The sequence below is a fragment of the Candidatus Pelagibacter sp. HIMB1782 genome (genome assembly GCF_052047475.1).
Classification (GTDB): Bacteria; Pseudomonadota; Alphaproteobacteria; order Pelagibacterales; family Pelagibacteraceae; genus Pelagibacter.
Genome location: NZ_JBNAKE010000001.1, coordinates 538,570 through 557,577, shown reverse-complemented (window position 1 = coordinate 557,577; position 19,008 = coordinate 538,570). Strand labels below are relative to the sequence as shown.

Genomic DNA, 19,008 nt, shown 5'->3' with positions numbered 1-19,008 from the left:
ACCGTATTCATGAAATTAATAGAGCACTTCGTTAATGGAAAAATAATTCCAGGTTCGTCTGATAGAAAAGGAAAAGTATTTAATCCTGCAACAGGAGAACAAGAGTCTGAGGTAAGACTTGCAAGTAAATCTGATTTAGATCAAGCTGTAGAAGCAGCCAAAAAAGCATTTGAAATTTGGTCTGCAAAACCTCCTTTACAAAGAGCAAGGATAATATTTAAATTTAAAGAATTAATAGAAAAAAACTCTGATGAGTTAACAAAGTTAATAGTATCAGAACATGGAAAAGTTTTTGAGGATGCTAGAGGATCTTTAACAAGAGGGCTTGAGGTAGTTGAGTTTGCTTGTGGAATTCCTCATTTGTTAAAAGGCGAATATTCAGAAAACGTTGGAACAAATGTTGATAGTTGGTCAATGAGACAACCTTTGGGGGTAGTAGCTGGAATTACTCCATTTAATTTTCCAGCAATGGTACCAATGTGGATGTTTCCAATAGCAATTGCTTGTGGAAATACATTTATATTAAAACCTTCAGAAAAAGATCCTTCATGTCCACTTAGATTAGCAGAGTTACTTAGTGAAGCTGGATTGCCTGAGGGAGTATTTAATGTAGTTAATGGCGACAAAGAAGCTGTTGATGCAATTTTAGAAAATAAAGATATTAAAGCTGTAAGCTTTGTTGGATCCACTCCAATTGCAAAATATATCTACGAAAATTCAGCTAAAAATGAAAAAAGAGTACAAGCACTTGGAGGTGCAAAAAATCACTTAGTAGTCATGCCAGATTGTGATTTGGATGGTGCAGTAAATGGATTGATGGGTGCAGCTTACGGATCTGCAGGTGAGAGATGTATGGCTCAATCTGTTGCTGTTGCTGTTGGAGATATTGGTGATGAACTAGTTTCAAGACTTTCAAAAAAAGCAGAGGCCTTAAAAGTAGGACCTGGTATGGATAAAACTTCAGAGATGGGACCTCTGGTTACAAAAGAGCATTTAGAAAAAGTAAAAAGTTATGTTGATTTAGGAGTTGAAGAAGGTGCTAAATTAGTTGTCGATGGAAGAAATTTAAAACTTCAAGGTTATGAAAACGGATTTTATATAGGTGGTTGTTTATTTGATCACGTTAATAAAGACATGAGAATTTATAAAGAAGAAATTTTTGGTCCAGTTCTATCTGTAGTTAGAGTTAAAACTTTTGAAGAGGCTGCAAAACTAATCAATGATCATGAATACGGAAACGGAGTAAGTATTTATACTAGAGATGGTGATGTAGGTAGAACATTTGCTAGTAAAATTCAAGTAGGAATGGTTGGTATCAATGTTCCAATTCCAGTTCCTATGGCCTTTCATAGTTTTGGTGGTTGGAAAAGATCATTATTTGGAGATAGTGGCATGCATGGCATGGAAGGAATAAAATTCTATACTAAACTTAAAACTGTAACATCACGATGGCCTTCAGGTGTGCGAACAAACGCAGAATTTGTAATGCCAACAATGAAATAAGAGGAAATAAATGAAAAAAATATCTTTAATTGGCGCTGGCCAAATAGGTGGAACACTAGCACATTTAATTGGAATAAAGCAGCTTGTTGATGAAGTTGTTTTATTTGACGTTGCAAGTGGAATAGCTAAAGGAAAGGCTTTAGATATAGCTCAATCATCATCAGTTGATGGATTTAATGTAAAATTATCAGGTACAGACGATTATAAAGATATTAAAGATTCTGATGTTATCATAATTACAGCAGGAGTTCCTAGAAAGCCAGGAATGAGTAGAGATGACCTTCTTGGTATAAATTTAAAAATTATTAAACAGGTAGCTCAAGGGGTAAAAGAAAACGCACCGAACGCCTTCGTAATTTGTATCACCAACCCTTTAGATGTGATGGTTATGGCGTTTCAAAAGTTTTCAGGTTTGCCTGCAAATAAAGTTGTCGGCATGGCAGGAATTTTAGATAGCTCAAGATTTAAACTGTTTTTATCATTAGAGTTTGGTGTGCCTGTAAGAGAGATTGAAGCAATGGTTATGGGTGGTCATGGAGATACTATGGTTCCAATGCCAAGATTTACAAAAGTATCTGGCAAACCTTTATTGGATCTTGTGAAAGAGGGAAAGATTTCTCAAGAGAGAGTTGAAGAAATTAATCAAAGAACTAGAGACGGTGGAGCAGAAATCGTCAAGTATTTAGAAAAAGGTTCTGCTTTTTATGCACCTGCAGCATCGGGAGTTCAAATGGCTGAATCATATTTAAAAGATGAAAAAAAATTATTACCTTGCGCAGTGCAGTTAAATGGTGAGTACGGAGTAGAAAATGTTTATGCTGGAGTACCAGTTGTAATTGGTAAAGACGGAGTTGAGAAAATTGAAGTAGTGGATTTAGATGAAAAAGAAAATAAAGAGTTTATGCACTCTATTGATGCTGTAAAAGCTCTTTGGGAAGCTGCTTCTAAAATAGATCCAGATCTTTCAAAATAATAATGAACATTCACGAGCATCAAGCAAAAGAAATTTTAAAGAAATATGGAGCAATAGTTCCAGCAGGATTTTTTTCAACAAGTGTTGATGACTTGATTGAAAAAGCAAAAAATTTAAAAACTGAAAAGTATGTTTTAAAGGCTCAAATTCATGCTGGTGGTAGAGGTAAAGCTGGAGGAGTTAAAATTCTTAATACACTTGAGGAATTAAAAAATTCAGCAAATGAGTTGCTTGGAAAAACACTTGTAACTCATCAAACTGGACCAGAAGGAAGAGAAGTTAAGCGATTATATGTTGAAGAATCCTCTAACATAGAAAAAGAATTTTATTTATCATGTTTAGTTGATAGAGCGAGTTCAAAGATTGCATTTATTTCAAGTGATCAGGGTGGAATGGATATTGAAGAAGTAGCAAGCTCAAATCCAGAAAAAATTATTACAACTAAAGTTGATATAGCTGAAGAAATATCAGATGCAGATTGTGAGTCAGTAATTAAAATTTTTGATTTAAACAGTGATGTGAAAAATCAAGCAATTTCATTAATCAAATCGATTTATAAAATGTTTATTAGTACAGATGCTAATATGGTTGAGGTGAATCCTTTAATTTTAACAAAAGAGGGAAAAATTGTTTGTTTAGATGCGAAAGTTAATTTCGACTCTAATGCATTATTTAGACACCCTGAAATTTTAGAATTAAGAGATCTAAATGAAGAAGATCCAACTGAGATTGAAGCTAGCAAACATGATTTAGCTTATATTAAGTTAGATGGAAGTATTGGATGTATGGTTAATGGTGCAGGTCTAGCAATGGCAACTATGGATATCATCAAATTATATGGTAATGAGCCAGCTAATTTCTTAGATGTAGGAGGTGGAGCCTCAAAAGAAAAAGTTTCTGCAGCATTTAAAATTATTCTTTCAGATAAAAATGTGAAGGGAATTTTGATAAATATTTTTGGGGGAATAATGAGATGTGATGTGCTTGCACAAGGAGTAGTGGACGCTGCAAAAGAAATTAATATTAGTGTACCTTTGGTAGTTCGACTTGCAGGGACAAATTTTAAAGAGGGAAAAGAAATTTTAGATAATTCAGGTTTAAAATTAATTTCAGCAGAGAACTTAGATGATGCTGCTAAGAAAATTGTTGAGGCTATTAAATAAATGTCAGTTTTAGTTAATAAAGAAACTAAAGTAATTTGTCAGGGTTTTACAGGTGCACATGGAACTTTTCATTCAGAGCAAGCAATAAAATATGGAACAAATTTAGTAGGAGGTGTTACTCCTAAAAAGGGAGGTCAAAAGCATTTAGACAGACCTGTATTTAATTCTGTAGCTGAAGCTAAAGATGCAGTCGGGGCAGATGCCACTATGATTTATGTGCCTGCAAAATTTGCTGCCGCAGCAATTATAGAAGCTATCGATGCATCTGTTGAATTAATTGTTTGCATTACTGAAGGTATCCCAATTCAAGATATGCTTAAGGTTAGAAAAAAATTAGATGGGTCTAATAGCAGACTTATAGGTCCAAATTGTCCAGGAATTATAACTCCTGATGAATGTAAAATTGGAATTATGCCTGGTAATATTCATAAAAGAGGTTCAGTTGGAATTGTATCTAGATCAGGAACTTTAACCTACGAAGCGGTTGCTCAAACAACTGAAAATGGATTAGGGCAATCGACATGCATTGGAATTGGAGGAGACCCTATAAATGGTACAAATTTTATAGATTGTTTAGATCTGTTTTTAAATGATGAAGAGACGCAATCAATTTTAATGATTGGAGAGATAGGAGGTTCTGCAGAAGAGGAAGCGGCAGAATTTTTGAAAAACCATAAGATTAAAAAACCAACAGTTGGATTTATAGCTGGAATTACTGCGCCACCAGGGAGAAGAATGGGGCATGCAGGTGCAATTATTTCTGGAGGTAAAGGTGGTGCAGAAGATAAAATAAAAAAAATGGAAGAATGTGGAATTACAGTCGCAAAATCACCATCAATAATTGGTAAAACTTTATTTGATAAACTGTCTAATTGAAAAATATTTTTAGAGGGATATATTAAATAAAAAAGATGTCATCATCAAAAAATCTTGATTTCGAAAAAAATTCATTTTTACATAAATCAAATAGTGCGTTTATTGAACAAATGTACTTAAAATTCATCAACAAAGATAAAGATCTCCCTGAAAGTTGGTTAAATTACTTTGAAGGAATTGGTGATGAAATAAAAGTTATTGCAAATGAAATAAATGGTCCATCATGGGGACCAGAAAAAACAAAAATAAATATCGATGAGCTTCAAAAGAAAATAGATGAAAATGAAATTACTAATTTAAATAATGAAAAAATAAATACTTCAGAAAAATTTAATTTTCAATTACTTGCAGATTCTAACAAAGATTCAATAAGTGCTGTTGCATTAATCAGAGCCTATAGATTAAGAGGACATTTGCTAGCTGATCTTGATCCTTTAGGAATGAGAGAATCTGAATATTTAGACGAACTTCATCCGGAGTTTTATGGTTTTAAGAAAGAAAACTATGAAAGAAAAATTTTCTTAAATGGAGTGATTAATAAAAAGTATGCCAATATTAAAGAAATTTTAAAATTTATGAAAAAAACCTATTGTGGAAAAATAGGTTATGAGTTTATGCATATTTCTAATCCTGATGAAAGAAAATGGTTTAGAGATAGAATTGAGCAAGATGATAAAGCTCTTCAGTTTACCAAAAATGGTAAGGAAGCAATTTTAAATAAATTAGTTCAAGCAGAAGGTTTTGAAAAATTTTTAGCAACTAAGTATGTTGGTACAAAAAGATTTGGATTAGATGGAGGAGAAAGTTTAATTCCTGCACTTGAGCAAATAATTAAAATTGGCGGTCAACAACAAATTAAAGAGGTTAAAATTGGAATGTCTCATAGAGGCAGATTAAATGTTTTGGCTAACGTTTTACAAAAATCATATAAAAGAATTTTTAATGAATTTGCTGGTGAATATAGTGATGACTCTGAGGATAGTGCTGGAGATGTAAAATATCATCTTGGTGCATCTTCTGACAGACAATTTGATGGAAATTCTGTTCATGTTAGTTTGACAGATAATCCATCTCACCTTGAAGCAGTAAATCCTGTCGTTTTAGGACAAACTAGAGCAAAACAATTTTTTCATAAAGATAAAGACAGAAACAAAGTTATCCCAATACTAATTCATGGTGATGCAGCATTTGCTGGACAGGGTGTGGTAGCAGAATGTTTTGCCATGTCAGGATTACCTGGACATAACACTGGCGGAACTATTCATATAATTGTAAATAATCAAATTGGTTTTACAACGAGTCCTCGATTCGCAAGATCGTCACCTTATCCTTCTGATGTTGCAAAAATGGTTGAGGCTCCAATTTTACATGTTAATGGAGACGATCCAGAGGCAGTTGTTTATGCTACCAGAATAGCTACAGAATTCAGATTAAAATTTAATAGAGACGTTGTAGTAGATTTAATTTGTTACAGAAGGTTTGGTCATAATGAGGGAGATGAGCCATCGTTTACTCAGCCATTGATGTATCAAAAAATTAAATCTCACCCAAGTGTATATAAAATTTATGGGAATAAACTGGTTAATGAAAAATCAATTACTCAAGAATTATTAAATCAAAATGTTAAATCATTTAAAGATTTATTAGATGATCAATATAAAAGTGCAAAAGACTACAAGCCTAAAATAGAATGGTTTGAGGGTACATGGTCAAGATATAAACCTGAGAAAGGAAAAGATAAAAGAGGAATATCAGGTTTTGATGAGGAGAAATTAAAAATAATTTCAAAAAAAATAAATACAGTACCATCAGAAAAAAATATTCATAAAACTATTAGTAAAATATTAAATGCGAGAAGAGACTCGATTGAAAAAGGAGTGGGAATTGATTGGTCTTCAGCAGAAGCTCTTGCGTTTGGATCTTTGTTAGTTGAAGGATATCCAGTTCGTTTAGTTGGACAAGACTCTGGTAGAGGAACTTTTAGTCAAAGACATTCTGTACTAAGAAATCAAATTGATAATTCGAGATATATTCCATTAAATAATATTGTCAAAGGTCAAAAACAATTTGAAGTAGTAGATAGTTTTTTATCTGAACTTGCAGTTTTAGGTTTCGAATATGGTTACAGTTTAGTTGAACCAAACACTCTAACAATTTGGGAAGCTCAATTTGGAGATTTTGCAAATGGAGCTCAAGTTGTGATTGATCAGTTTATAGCATCAGGTGAGAGAAAATGGAATAGAGCGTCAGGCCTTGTAATGTTGTTACCTCATGGATACGAAGGTCAAGGTCCTGAACATTCATCTGCTAGATTAGAAAGATTTTTACAGTTATGTTCAAACGACAATATGCAAGTTATGAATTGTACAACTCCAGCCAATTATTATCATGCATTAAGACGTCAAATGCATAGAGATTTTAGAAAACCACTAATTATAATGACTCCAAAGTCATTACTCAGAAATAAATACTGTGTTTCTAACTTAGAGGATTTTAACAAACAAAATACTTTCCATAGAGTTTTGTGGGATCATGCGATCGATCCAAAATCAAATGGTTTTATTAAACTTAAAGAAAGTTCTGAGATTAAAAAAGTTATTTTGTGCTCAGGCAAAGTTTACTTTGACTTACTTGACGCTAGAGAAAAATTAAAAAGAGATGATGTAATTATGTTTAGAATAGAACAACTTTATCCTTTCCCAGCAAAAGCTTTAGTAAACGAACTTAAACCTTATGCCAAAAATGCTAAATTCTTTTGGTGTCAAGAAGAGCCAAAGAATATGGGAGCATGGTTTTCAGTGAGAGATTATATTCAATGGACATTAGATACTTTAAAGGCTAAATATAATGAAATTTCTTATATAGGAAGAAGCCCTGATGCAACTCCAGCAACTGGATATGCAAAGAGGCATAATTCTCAGCAACAAGAAATAATTAATAAGGTGTTTGATTAAATTATAATGAGTGAAAAAATAGTAGTTCCAGTACTTGGTGAGAGTATTACAGAAGCAACGGTTGCAAAATGGTTAAAAAAAACTGGAGATGCAGTTGAAGCTGATGAACCAATTGTAGAACTTGAAACTGACAAAGTTAATTTAGAAGTCCCATCACCAATAACTGGTGTTTTAACAGAAATTAATTCACAAGATGGCTCCACAGTGGAAGTTGGAGCTTTATTAGGTTCTGTTTCAGAAAATGGTTCAGCAAAAGTGACACCAACTGAAAAAAAAGAGGAACCCAAACAAGTTGAAGAAGCTCCTCCTGAAAACAATGTAATAAAATTAGATACAAATAAAAAAGAACCAGAAATTTTTGAAGATAAAAAAACAGAAATTCAAAAAACTAAGCCCTTAGTTTTGACTGAGGAAGTAGCACCAAAACCAGCGCCAGTAATAGATAATAAAAATGATACTTTGTCTCCTGCTGTCAGAAAAATTGTTACTGAAAATAATATTGATGTTAATTCAGTTCAAGGTTCAGGAAAAAATGGTCAGGTTTTAAAAGGAGATTTAATTGGTCTAATGGGAGCAAATCCAAAACCATCAGAGAGAAAAATTCAATATGGTCAAGAAGAACGAATTAAAATGACCAGACTAAGACAGACAATTGCTAAGAGATTAAAACAAGCTCAAGAAAATGCTGCATTACTTACAACTTTTAATGAAGTTGACATGACAAATATAATGGAAATGAGAAAAGAAAATCAACAAGACTTTCAAAGTAGATATGGAATTAAATTAGGCTTCATGTCATTCTTTGTTAAAGCATGTGTAGTGGCCTTGAAACATTTCCCTGCTGTTAATGCTGAAATTGATGGCGATGAAATTATATATAAAAACTATTATAATATTAGTTTTGCTGTAGGTACGGATAAAGGTTTAGTTGTTCCAGTTTTAAGAAATGCAGATGAGCTTTCATTTGCAGATATTGAAAAAAATATTAAAGATATTTCTGAAAAAGCTAGAGATGGAAAATTAACAATTGAAGATTTACAAGGAGGAACATTTACTATCAGTAATGGTGGTGTGTATGGATCAATGTTATCAACTCCAATTCTAAACTTACCTCAATCAGGTGTTCTAGGTATGCACAACATTGTAGAGCGCCCTGTGGTAGTAGAAGGTGAAATAAAAATAAGACCTATCATGTATTTAGCTCTTTCTTATGATCACAGAATTATTGATGGCAAAGAATCTGTTTCTTTCTTAAAAATGATTAAAGAAAATCTAGAAGATCCTAGAAGATTATTTTTGGATATTTAAATGTCAGAAAAATTTCAAGCTGTAGTTATTGGAGGAGGGCCTGGTGGTTATGTTTGTGCAATTAGGCTTGCACAATTAGGTTTGAAAACAGCATGCATAGAGTCTAGAGGTTCACTAGGTGGAACTTGCTTAAATGTTGGCTGTATACCATCAAAAAGTTTATTAAATCTCTCTGAAGAATTTCATAAAGTTAAAAATTTATCCAATAAGGGTATCGAGATAGGTGAGGTGAAACTTAATCTTGAAAAGATGATGAAAAGTAAAGATAAAGCTGTAACAATATTGACTAAAGGTGTTGAATTTCTTTTAAAAAAAAACAAAGTTACTTATTTTAAAGGTCACGGAAGCTTTAAATCAAAAAATCAAATTTTAATTAAAGATGATAAGAATAATGAGACAATTATTGAGTCAGAAAAAACAGTAATAGCAACCGGATCTGTACCAGTTTCATTACCTGGAATTGATATTGATGAAAAAGTAATTGTTTCCTCTACAGGGGCCTTAAAATTAGAAAAAGTACCAAATAAAATGGTTGTGGTTGGAGGTGGCTACATTGGTTTAGAGATGGGTTCAGTTTGGTCGAGATTAGGTTCAGAAGTTCAGGTCGTAGAATTCTTAGATCATATTACACCTGGAATGGATAAAGAAATTTCATCTGAGTTTATGAAAATCTTAAAAAAACAAGGCATTAAATTTAATATGCAAAACAAAGTTGAAACAATTCAGAAAAATAAAAACGGAGCAGTTGTTTCAACAGTAGATAAAGATGGCAATAAAAACAATTTTGAATGTGATGTGGTATTAATTTCTGTTGGAAGAAAGCCAAATACTGATGGATTAAATTTAGATGCAGTAGGAATTGATTTAGATGAAAGAAAAAGAATAAAAACTGACAAAACTTTTAAAACAAATGTCGAAAATATTTTTGCTATTGGCGATGTAATAGTAGGACCAATGCTTGCTCATAAAGCCGAAGATGAAGGAATTGCAGTTGCTGAAAATATTGCAGGGCAATCTGGACATGTTAACTATGATACAATTCCTGGTGTCGTGTATACAACTCCAGAAGTTGCATCTATAGGAAAAACAGAAGAACAATTAAAAGAACTCAATCAAAAATATAAAGTTGGTAAGTTTTCATTTATGGCAAATTCTAGAGCTAAAGCAATTGATGATGCTGAAGGATTTGTAAAAATTTTAGCAGATGAGCAAACAGATAAAGTATTAGGAGCTCATATTATAGGCCCTCACGCAGGAGAATTAATTGCAGAAATTGGTGTAGCTATGGAATTTGGTGCAAGTTCAGAAGATATAGCAAGAACATGTCATGCGCACCCAACTTTTTCAGAAGCAGTTAAAGAAGCTGCATTATCAGTAGATAAAAGAGCAATACACTCTTAATTTTTTTTCATATTATAAAAATATGAAATTTCCGATTCTTTTACCTAATATTTTTGATCATCCATTTACTTATGAAAGTAGTATTGATCTCGAATTGGGAGACTATGTAGAAGTTCCTTTTGGTAAATCAAAAATTACAGGTGTAGTTTGGGATGAATTTGAAAAAAATAGCAACAAAACGTTTAAAATAAAAAAAGTTTTGAGGAAGTTAGATGTGACTCCTCTAAAAAAAAATACTATTAAATTTTTAAACTGGTTTTCAGAGTACAATATTATTCCAAAAGGAATGGCTCTAAAGCTTATTTTATTAAGTAGTCATGCAATAGAAAATAAGGAGCTAAGTTCTTATAATAATTTTAAAAGTGAGATTAAAAATACATCTATAAAATTAACCAAAGATCAAATCAAAGCATATGAGGAAATGGTAAGCACTAACCAAAATTTTAGAGTACATGTGTTACAAGGAACAACAGGATCAGGTAAAACTCTTGTGTATTTTGAAGCTTTAAAAAACCTTATAAAACAAGGATATCAGGGGTTAATTTTGTTACCTGAAATAGGTTTAACAGGTCAATTTGAAAAAAAATTTAATGAATATTTTGGTTTTAATGCGGCTGTGTGGCACTCAGGAGTTTCAAAAAAAAAGAAAGAATTAATTTGGAGTGGAATATCAAATGGAGAAGTTAAAGTAATTATAGGAGCAAGATCATCATTATTTTTACCTTTTAAAAATCTAGGTATGATAATTGTAGATGAAGAGCATGATCAATCATTTAAACAAGATGAAGGTGTAACTTATAATGCACGAGATATGGCAATTTCTAGAGCTTCATTTGAAAATATACCAGTTAATTTAGTAACAGCTGTTCCATCAATTGAAACTTTTGAAAATATTCAAAAAGGAAAATATTCTTTATCAAGACTTACAGAGAGGTATAAAAATGCTTCATTACCAAATTATGAAATTATAGATCTTAATAAAACTAAACTTGAAAAACAATCTTGGTTATCAGATAAAATAATTGAAAAAGTAAATTTTCACCTTGAGAGAAAAGATCAGGTTTTATTTTTTTTAAATAGAAGAGGTTTTTCACCTCATGTGTTGTGCAAAAATTGTTTAACTAGCTATTCTTGTCCAAATTGTACTATCAACCTTGTTTATCATAAAAATAAAAATAATTTATTATGTCACTATTGTGGTTTTAAAACTGATTTAAAAAGAGATTGCTCAAAAGAGGGTGAATGTAATTTTGTCTTTAGTGGACCTGGTGTAGAGAGGATATCTGAGGAAGTTAAAAAAAAATTTCCTAATAAGGAAGTTGAAATTTTTTCAAGTGATACAATGAATAAAAAAGACTCATCAAGCAAATTAGAAAGAATTATAAATAATCAAACCGAGATATTAGTTGGTACACAATTAATTTCTAAAGGATTTCACTTTCCAAGTTTAAATTGCATTGTTGTTGTTGATATTGATTTATCAGCTAACGGAAATGATTTAAGAGGAGCTGAAAAAAATTTGCAGTTATATCATCAGTTATCAGGAAGAGCTGGAAGAACAGGAAAACCTGCAACAGTATATTTTCAAACCTATAACAATAATAAAAATATGATTTTAGAAATTACAAATAAAAATCCTGATATATTTTTAAAAAGAGAACTGGAAATTAGAAAAAAAAATAAACTTCCACCTTATCAAAGATTTATTTCTCTGATTATGACTGGTGAAAATCAAAAAAAATTAGAAAAAGAGGCTTATGACTTTAAAAATTATTTAGAAAACAATATCGAGGGAAATATATTAGGTCCAGTTGAAGCTCCTATATTTAGACTAAAAAGAAATTTTAGAGTCAGATTTTTAATTAGAGGCTCAAAATCTATGAAACTGCAAAATGCTATTGCAAAATCAGTTCCAAAATACAAATTTCCAAAAGGAATAAAACTTTCAGTTGATGTTGATCCAATTAACTTCAATTAGGCCCAAAAAAGAGGACTTTTTCGTCAATCAGTCACTTGAAGACATAAAGGTCATATGCTAATTAGAGCGTGATTTTTAAATAATCTTCAACATTTTAGAGGTATCAAGTTGAGCAAAGACACAGGATTTTCAATTACTTCAGCAGAAAGGTATTCACTTGCGCTTTATGAATTATCTACTGAAAGCAATGTTACATCCCAAATAGAAGAGCAGTCACTCTCAGTTCTAAAATTGCTAGAACAAAGCCAAGATTTTTCAAATTTAATAAAAGATCCAACTACAAGCCAAGATGATTTATTAAAAGTAGTTAATACAATCTCAGAAAATTATAAATTTGATCAATTGTTAAAAAATTTTTTTAGTTTTTTAATTCAAAAGAGAAGGTTCTTTTTTGTAGAAAGAATTCTTAAAAGTTTCATCGAGATCTGTTCAGAAAAAAGGGGAGAACTAAAAGCCGAATTAAGATCTGCTAAACAATTATCTAATGAAGAAATTAAACAAATTACGGAAGAATTAACTAAAAACTTTAGTTCAAAAATAAAATTAAACTACAAACATGATGAAAGTTTAATAGGAGGTTTAGTAGTACAGGTAGGGAGTACTATGGTTGACACCTCAATTAAAAGTAAATTACAACAAATCGAAAATAGAATGATAGAGGCATAAATGGAAATAAATCCTTCAGAAGTTACAAAAATATTAAAAGAACAAATAAAAAATTTTGGAGATAAAGCAGAGGTTACTGAGGTAGGTCAGGTTTTATCAGTTGGTGATGGTATCGCTAGAATTTACGGTCTTGACAATGTTCAGGCTGGAGAGATGGTTGAATTTTCTGATGGCTCTAAAGGTATGGCCCTAAACTTAGAGAGCGAAAACGTTGGTGTTGTAATTTTTGGTGATGACAGAAATGTTAAAGAAGGTGATGTTGTAAAAAGAACTGGAAAAATTGTTGATACGCCAGTTGGAAAAGAGTTACTAGGTAGAGTAGTAGATGGTTTAGGAAATCCAATTGATGGCAAGGGTGCATTAGATAAAAGTGTACAAAAGAGCAGAGTAGAGGTTAAGGCTCCTGGAATTATCCCTAGACAATCAGTTAATGAACCAATGCAAACAGGTTTAAAATCAATTGATAGTTTGGTTCCAATCGGAAGAGGACAAAGGGAATTAATCATTGGTGATAGACAAACAGGAAAAACTGCGGTTGCAGTTGATGCAATCATAAACCAAAAAAAGATCAATGAATCAGGCGATGAAAAACAAAAATTATATTGTATTTATGTTGCTGTAGGTCAGAAAAGATCAACTGTTAGACAAATTCAAAAAACTTTAGAGGAAGCTGGTGCAATGGAATACACAACAATTGTTGCTGCAACAGCATCAGACTCAGCGCCACTTCAGTTTTTAGCTCCATATACTGGCTGTGCTATGGGTGAATATTTCAGAGATAATGGAATGCACGCGTTGATTATTTACGATGATTTATCAAAACAAGCAGTTGCTTACAGACAAATGTCACTTTTACTTAGAAGACCTCCAGGACGTGAGGCTTATCCAGGAGATGTATTCTATTTACATAGTAGATTATTAGAAAGAGCTGCAAAATTGAGTGATGAACATGGTGGAGGATCTTTAACAGCACTTCCAATTATTGAAACTCAAGGTGGAGACGTATCTGCATTTATTCCAACAAATGTAATTTCAATTACGGATGGTCAGATTTTCTTAGAAACTGAATTATTCAACCAAGGGATAAGACCTGCAATTAACGTTGGTTTATCAGTTTCAAGGGTAGGCTCATCTGCACAAACTAAAGCGATGAAAAAAGTTTCAGGATCTATGAAACTTGAGCTTGCTCAATATAGAGAAATGGCAGCATTTGCTCAATTTGGTTCAGATTTAGATGCTTCTACTCAGCAGTTATTGAATAGAGGATCAAAATTAACTGAGCTTTTAAAACAAAAGCAATATTCTCCAATGACAGTTGCTGAACAAGTAATTTCGGTTTTCTGTGGTGTTAAAGGATATCTTGATGATATCGATTTAAAAGACGTTGCAGGTTTTGAAAGTAAAATCATTGAAAAATGTAAATCAGAAAAACCTGAGATTATTGAGTCGATACAAAGTTCAGGAAAACTTGAAGAGGATAAAGAAAAGTTATTAGTTGAAATGATTACTCAATTAAAGGAAACCCTTAAATCTTAATTTGATATGGCAAGTTTAGACGACCTAAAAAAAAGAATAGCCAGTGTAAAATCTACACAAAAGATTACTAAGGCTATGAAAATGGTTGCAGCTGCAAAATTGAGAAAAGCACAAGAAAGTGCTGAAAAAGGACGGCCTTATTCAGAAAAAATGAACAATGTAATTTTAAACCTTTCTAGTGGAATTTCAGATAAAGAAAATGCACCAAAGTTATTAGCTGGTACAGGACAAGACAAAGTTCACCTTTGTGTTGTTATGACATCAGATAGAGGTCTATGTGGTGGATTTAATTCTAACATAATTAAGAAAGCAAAAAGTTACTTTTCTAAAATTTTAGATGAGAATAAAGAGCTTAAAATTATCACTGTAGGTTCAAAGGGCAATGACCAGCTTAAGAGAATTTATGGTGATAAAATAATCGAAAACATTTCATTTAAAGAGTCGAAAAATGCAAATTATTTTGATGCAGACAAAGTAGGAAAAATTATTATTGAAAAATTTGAAGCAGGTGAATTTGATGTTTGTACAATTTTCTACAATAAATTTAAAAATGTAATTACGCAAATCCCACAGGCTCAACAAATAATTCCTTTAAATGATGAGGGAAGTGAAAATAGTTCAGATGAAAGTTACGAATTTGAACCAGATGAAGATGAAATTTTAAGCAATTTGTTGCCAAAAAATATTTCAACACAAATATTTAAGGCAATGTTAGAGAATTCAGCTAGCGAACAAGGATCCAGAATGAGTGCAATGGATAATGCAACCCGAAACGCAGGTGAAATGGTTGACAAACTTACTATCGAATATAATAGAAGTCGTCAGGCAGCAATTACTAAAGAACTAATAGAAATCATATCAGGAGCAGAAAGTTTATAATTATGAGCAAAGGAATAATCACACAAGTTATTGGAGCGGTAGTAGACGTAAAATTTGAGGGAGAATTACCGGAAATTTTAACAGCATTAGAATGTAAAAATGGTGACAATAGATTGGTTTTAGAGGTTGCTCAGCACTTAGGAGAAACTACTGTAAGAACTATTGCAATGGATGCTACTGAAGGATTAAAAAGAGGAGATGAAGTTGTAAATACGAATGCTCCTATCCAGGTACCTGTTGGACCAGAAACACTAGGTAGAATTATTAATGTAATTGGTGAGCCAATCGACGAAAGAGGTGAGGTTAAAACCAAAGAAAGCTGGCCTATTCACAGAGCTGCACCTGAATTTAATGATCAATCAACTGAAACTGAAATATTAGTTACTGGTATTAAAGTTATCGACTTATTAGCACCATATGCCAAAGGAGGAAAAATTGGACTATTTGGAGGTGCTGGTGTTGGTAAGACAGTTTTAATTATGGAATTGATTAACAACGTTGCGAAAGCACATGGTGGATTTTCAGTTTTTGCTGGAGTTGGAGAAAGAACTAGAGAAGGAAATGATCTTTACCATGAGATGATGGAATCTGGAGTAATCAAGCAAGATGGTCCTGGTTCTAAAGCTGCATTGGTTTATGGACAAATGAATGAACCCCCAGGAGCAAGAGCAAGAGTTGCTTTAACTGGATTAACAGTTGCAGAATATTTTAGAGATCAAGAAGGACAAGACGTTTTATTCTTCGTTGATAATATTTTTAGATTTACTCAAGCTGGTTCAGAGGTATCTGCTTTATTAGGTAGAATTCCTTCAGCTGTAGGATATCAGCCTACATTAGCTACTGATATGGGTAATCTTCAAGAAAGAATTACAACTACAAACAAAGGATCAATTACTTCTGTGCAAGCGATTTATGTTCCAGCTGATGACTTGACTGATCCAGCGCCTGCAACATCATTTGCTCACTTGGATGCTACTACTGTACTTTCAAGACAAATAGCTGAAATTGGTATTTATCCTGCAGTAGACCCATTAGATTCTACTTCAAGAATTTTAGATCCAAGAATAGTTGGTGATGAGCACTATAGAGTTGCGAGAGATGTACAAAGAATTTTACAATCTTATAAATCACTTCAGGATATTATTGCTATCCTTGGTATGGATGAATTATCTGAAGAAGATAAATTAGTTGTAGCAAGAGCAAGAAAGATTCAAAGATTTTTATCTCAACCATTCTTTGTTGCGGAAGTATTTACAGGTTCACCAGGAAAATTAGTTGATCTTGAATCTACAATCAAAGGATTTGATGCAATCTGTAAGGGTGAATATGATCACTTGCCAGAAGCAGCTTTTTACATGGTAGGTACAATTGAAGAGGCTATTGAAAAGGCTCAAAAAATGGAAAAAGAAGCTGCAGCTTAATGAGCGAAGAATTTAAAATTGAGATAGTAAATCCTGAAAAATCTTTTTTGGTCAAAGAAGATGTATCGGAAGTAGTAGTACCTGCTTTTGAGGGAGAAATGGGGATATTAAAAGATCACATTTCAATTATCTCATTTTTAAAACCAGGTATTATCAAAGTTAGTTCAAAATCTGGTGATGAAAATTATTATGTTGAGGATGGTATAGTAGAGTTTAAAAATAATAATTTATCTATTCTAACAAGCTCAATTTATAATTTGTCTGATATGGATAAATCTGTTCAACAGGATTTACTGAAAAAAGCTGAAGAAGAGGCAGGGAAGTCTGATATTAATGATCAAGCTAAATATTTAGTAGATCAAAAAATTGAAGTTTTAAAAACTCTTAATTAAGAATTTTTTTTACTTTATCTTTAACTTCTTTGTAAACGTGTAGTTTAAAATCAACCACTAAGTCTGTGATTTTGTCTAGCTCTACCCATTTCCACTCTAAAAACTCAGGGTGTTTAGTTTTGATATTTATTTCACTATCTGACCCGACAAATCTCATTAAAAACCATTTTTGTTTTTGACCTCTGTACTTTCCTTTCCAAATCAAACCAAGTAATCTATCTGGAAGTTCATAAGTTATAGTCCCATCTAATTCTTTTATTAATTCAACATTTTTAATACTGGTCTCTTCTTCAAGTTCTCTGTAAGCAGCTTTTAAAAAATCTTCACCCTCATCTACGCCACCTTGAGGCATTTGCCAAAAATTTTTAGGGTTATCTATTCTTTTGGCAACAAATACTTTGTTCTCTTTATTTAATACAACAATTCCTACTCCACTTCTTAGTGGAAGATTATGTAAATCTTTTTTCATTTTATCCGTTGAGTAATTTAATTGCGTAATTTAGTTGATTATCAGTGTCAGTTCTTATTTTAAAATCATCACCTTCTTCATTCACTTCAATGTCTGGACGTACACCAACCTCAGATATAGATTTTCCAGATGGAAGATAATATTTTGCAACAGTTAAACGTATTGCACCTCTATTTTTAAGAGGAATAATAGATTGAACTGAACCTTTGCCATAACTGTTCTCACCTACAACAATTGCTCTTTTGTGGTCTTTTAAAGCTCCTGCAACAATTTCTGATGCTGAAGCTGATCCATAATTTATCAGTACCAATAATGTTTTTCCATCAGTTATGTCTCCTTTTTTTGCAAACCATTTTCTATTATCAGATTTTTTTCTACTTTTTGTGGAGACAATTTCACCATTTTCTAAAAAGAAATCAGATATTCTTATTGCTTGGTTTAGTAATCCACCTGGATTATTTCTTAAATCCAAAATAAATGAACTAAGATTTTTATTTTTTTTTAATTTCTTTATTTGTTTTTCTATTTGATCACTACTGTTTTCATTAAATGAAGTTAATCTAATATAACCAATATTATCTTCTAATAACTCTGACTTGACTGATTGAATTTCAATTATTTCTCTAGTGATATTAAATGTTAATGCTTTTTTTTCTCCTCTTCGTCTAACTGTTAATTCTATACTTGAACCTACTGGGCCCCGCATTAAATCAACAGCTTCACTTAGAGATTTCCCTTGAACTTGAGTATCATTAATTTTCACAATGTAATCACCAGCTTTTAATCCAGCTTTTGACGCTGGTGTGTCGTCAATAGGTGAAATAACTTTAACAACTCCTGCTTCCATACTTACCTCAATTCCAAGGCCACCAAATTCACCGCTAGTTTCAGTTTGCATTTCCTCTAGAATTTCAGGAGACATATAAGAGGAATAAGGGTCTAAAGATTGAAGTAAGCCATTGATAGCAGAGTCCATGCTCTCAGATTGATTGATCTCATCAATATATTCTCTATTTATTTTTTCTAAAACCTCACCAAATAAATCTATCTTTTTGTAAATATCTACTTCAGAAGAGTTTGCTGAACTTAAATAAAAAAATGAAAAAAAAATAATTGAGTAATATTTAATTATTTTCATATCATTACTTTTTCTTTAGGAATAAATTCTGACCAGATTTTTTCTAATTCATAAAATTTTCTTTTCTCTGGATGAAAAATATGAACGATTAGATCTATACCGTCTACCAATTTCCATTCACCACTTTCTTTACCCTCAATTTTAGAGTCTTTAATTCCATTATCTTTAAGCTTTTCTAACACTTGTTCAGATAAAGACTGTATATGTCTAGATGATGTACCGCTTGCTATTATCATATAATCTGCCATCGAACTTTTATCTTTTAGATCAATAGTTACTATGTCTTCAGCTTTGTTAAGATCTAATGTGGTGATTACAATTTCTTTGAGATCTGAAATTTTATCCATTAAT

At 32.0% G+C, this 19,008-nt stretch carries 16 protein-coding genes; 13 read left to right on the top strand and 3 right to left on the bottom strand.

Annotated elements, in window-relative coordinates; all coding sequences use genetic code 11:
- Nucleotides 1-9: 9 nt before the first annotated feature.
- The 13 genes from ACTTAO_RS02890 to atpC all read left to right on the top strand — a co-directional run bounded on the left by ACTTAO_RS02890 (nt 10) and on the right by atpC (nt 17,050).
- Complete coding sequence (locus ACTTAO_RS02890; protein ID WP_440690827.1) at nt 10-1,503, top strand: CoA-acylating methylmalonate-semialdehyde dehydrogenase; 1,494 nt, start codon at nt 10-12, stop codon at nt 1,501-1,503.
- Nucleotides 1,504-1,513: 10 nt separating this feature from the next.
- Nucleotides 1,514-2,476: a malate dehydrogenase gene (gene mdh / locus ACTTAO_RS02885; protein WP_440690826.1), complete on the top strand. Its 963-nt coding sequence runs from the start codon at nt 1,514-1,516 to the stop codon at nt 2,474-2,476.
- Between the two features lie 2 nt (nt 2,477-2,478).
- Complete coding sequence (gene sucC, locus ACTTAO_RS02880; protein ID WP_440690825.1) at nt 2,479-3,639, top strand: ADP-forming succinate--CoA ligase subunit beta; 1,161 nt, start codon at nt 2,479-2,481, stop codon at nt 3,637-3,639.
- Nucleotides 3,640-4,515 (top strand): succinate--CoA ligase subunit alpha, encoded by an 876-nt coding sequence (gene sucD / locus ACTTAO_RS02875; protein ID WP_075506079.1) that lies wholly within the window; start codon nt 3,640-3,642, stop codon nt 4,513-4,515. It begins immediately after the preceding gene.
- A 35-nt stretch (nt 4,516-4,550) separates the two neighbouring features.
- On the top strand, nt 4,551-7,469 hold the full coding sequence (locus ACTTAO_RS02870; protein ID WP_440690824.1) for a 2-oxoglutarate dehydrogenase E1 component: 2,919 nt from the start codon (nt 4,551-4,553) through the stop codon (nt 7,467-7,469).
- Nucleotides 7,470-7,475: 6 nt separating this feature from the next.
- Nucleotides 7,476-8,777 (top strand): 2-oxoglutarate dehydrogenase complex dihydrolipoyllysine-residue succinyltransferase, encoded by a 1,302-nt coding sequence (odhB, locus tag ACTTAO_RS02865; protein ID WP_440690823.1) that lies wholly within the window; start codon nt 7,476-7,478, stop codon nt 8,775-8,777.
- Nucleotides 8,778-10,178: a dihydrolipoyl dehydrogenase gene (gene lpdA / locus ACTTAO_RS02860; protein WP_440690822.1), complete on the top strand. Its 1,401-nt coding sequence runs from the start codon at nt 8,778-8,780 to the stop codon at nt 10,176-10,178.
- Between the two features lie 22 nt (nt 10,179-10,200).
- A complete protein-coding gene (priA, locus tag ACTTAO_RS02855; protein WP_440690821.1) occupies nt 10,201-12,156 on the top strand; it encodes a replication restart helicase PriA in 1,956 nt (651 codons plus the stop codon).
- 108 nt (nt 12,157-12,264) lie between these two features.
- Nucleotides 12,265-12,822: an ATP synthase F1 subunit delta gene (gene atpH / locus ACTTAO_RS02850; protein ID WP_440690820.1), complete on the top strand. Its 558-nt coding sequence runs from the start codon at nt 12,265-12,267 to the stop codon at nt 12,820-12,822.
- Entirely contained in the window at nt 12,823-14,358 is a 1,536-nt protein-coding gene (gene atpA, locus ACTTAO_RS02845) for a F0F1 ATP synthase subunit alpha (protein WP_440690819.1), read from the top strand.
- Between the two features lie 6 nt (nt 14,359-14,364).
- The gene (locus ACTTAO_RS02840; protein ID WP_075506072.1) at nt 14,365-15,237 is read left to right on the top strand and encodes a F0F1 ATP synthase subunit gamma; all 873 of its coding nucleotides are present in this window, start codon (nt 14,365-14,367) and stop codon (nt 15,235-15,237) included.
- A gap of 2 nt (nt 15,238-15,239) precedes the next feature.
- Nucleotides 15,240-16,658, top strand: a complete 1,419-nt coding sequence (gene atpD, locus ACTTAO_RS02835) for a F0F1 ATP synthase subunit beta (RefSeq protein ID WP_262589885.1) — start codon at nt 15,240-15,242, stop codon at nt 16,656-16,658.
- Complete coding sequence (gene atpC, locus ACTTAO_RS02830; protein ID WP_440633077.1) at nt 16,658-17,050, top strand: ATP synthase F1 subunit epsilon; 393 nt, start codon at nt 16,658-16,660, stop codon at nt 17,048-17,050. Before atpD ends, atpC begins: the two co-directional genes overlap by 1 nt.
- Here the strand turns inward: atpC and ACTTAO_RS02825 are convergent.
- From ACTTAO_RS02825 to rsfS, 3 genes are read right to left on the bottom strand one after another with little or no spacing between them, the layout of a single operon-like run.
- The gene (locus tag ACTTAO_RS02825; RefSeq protein ID WP_440653135.1) at nt 17,043-17,519 is read right to left on the bottom strand and encodes an RNA pyrophosphohydrolase; all 477 of its coding nucleotides are present in this window, start codon (nt 17,517-17,519) and stop codon (nt 17,043-17,045) included. The genes atpC and ACTTAO_RS02825 overlap by 8 nt on opposite strands.
- 1 nt (nt 17,520) lies before the next feature.
- Nucleotides 17,521-18,657: a S41 family peptidase gene (locus tag ACTTAO_RS02820; RefSeq protein WP_440690818.1), complete on the bottom strand. Its 1,137-nt coding sequence runs from the start codon at nt 18,655-18,657 to the stop codon at nt 17,521-17,523.
- Nucleotides 18,654-19,004, bottom strand: a complete 351-nt coding sequence (gene rsfS, locus ACTTAO_RS02815) for a ribosome silencing factor (protein WP_075506496.1) — start codon at nt 19,002-19,004, stop codon at nt 18,654-18,656. The genes ACTTAO_RS02820 and rsfS overlap by 4 nt, the downstream gene beginning before the upstream one ends.
- Nucleotides 19,005-19,008: the final 4 nt, after the last annotated feature.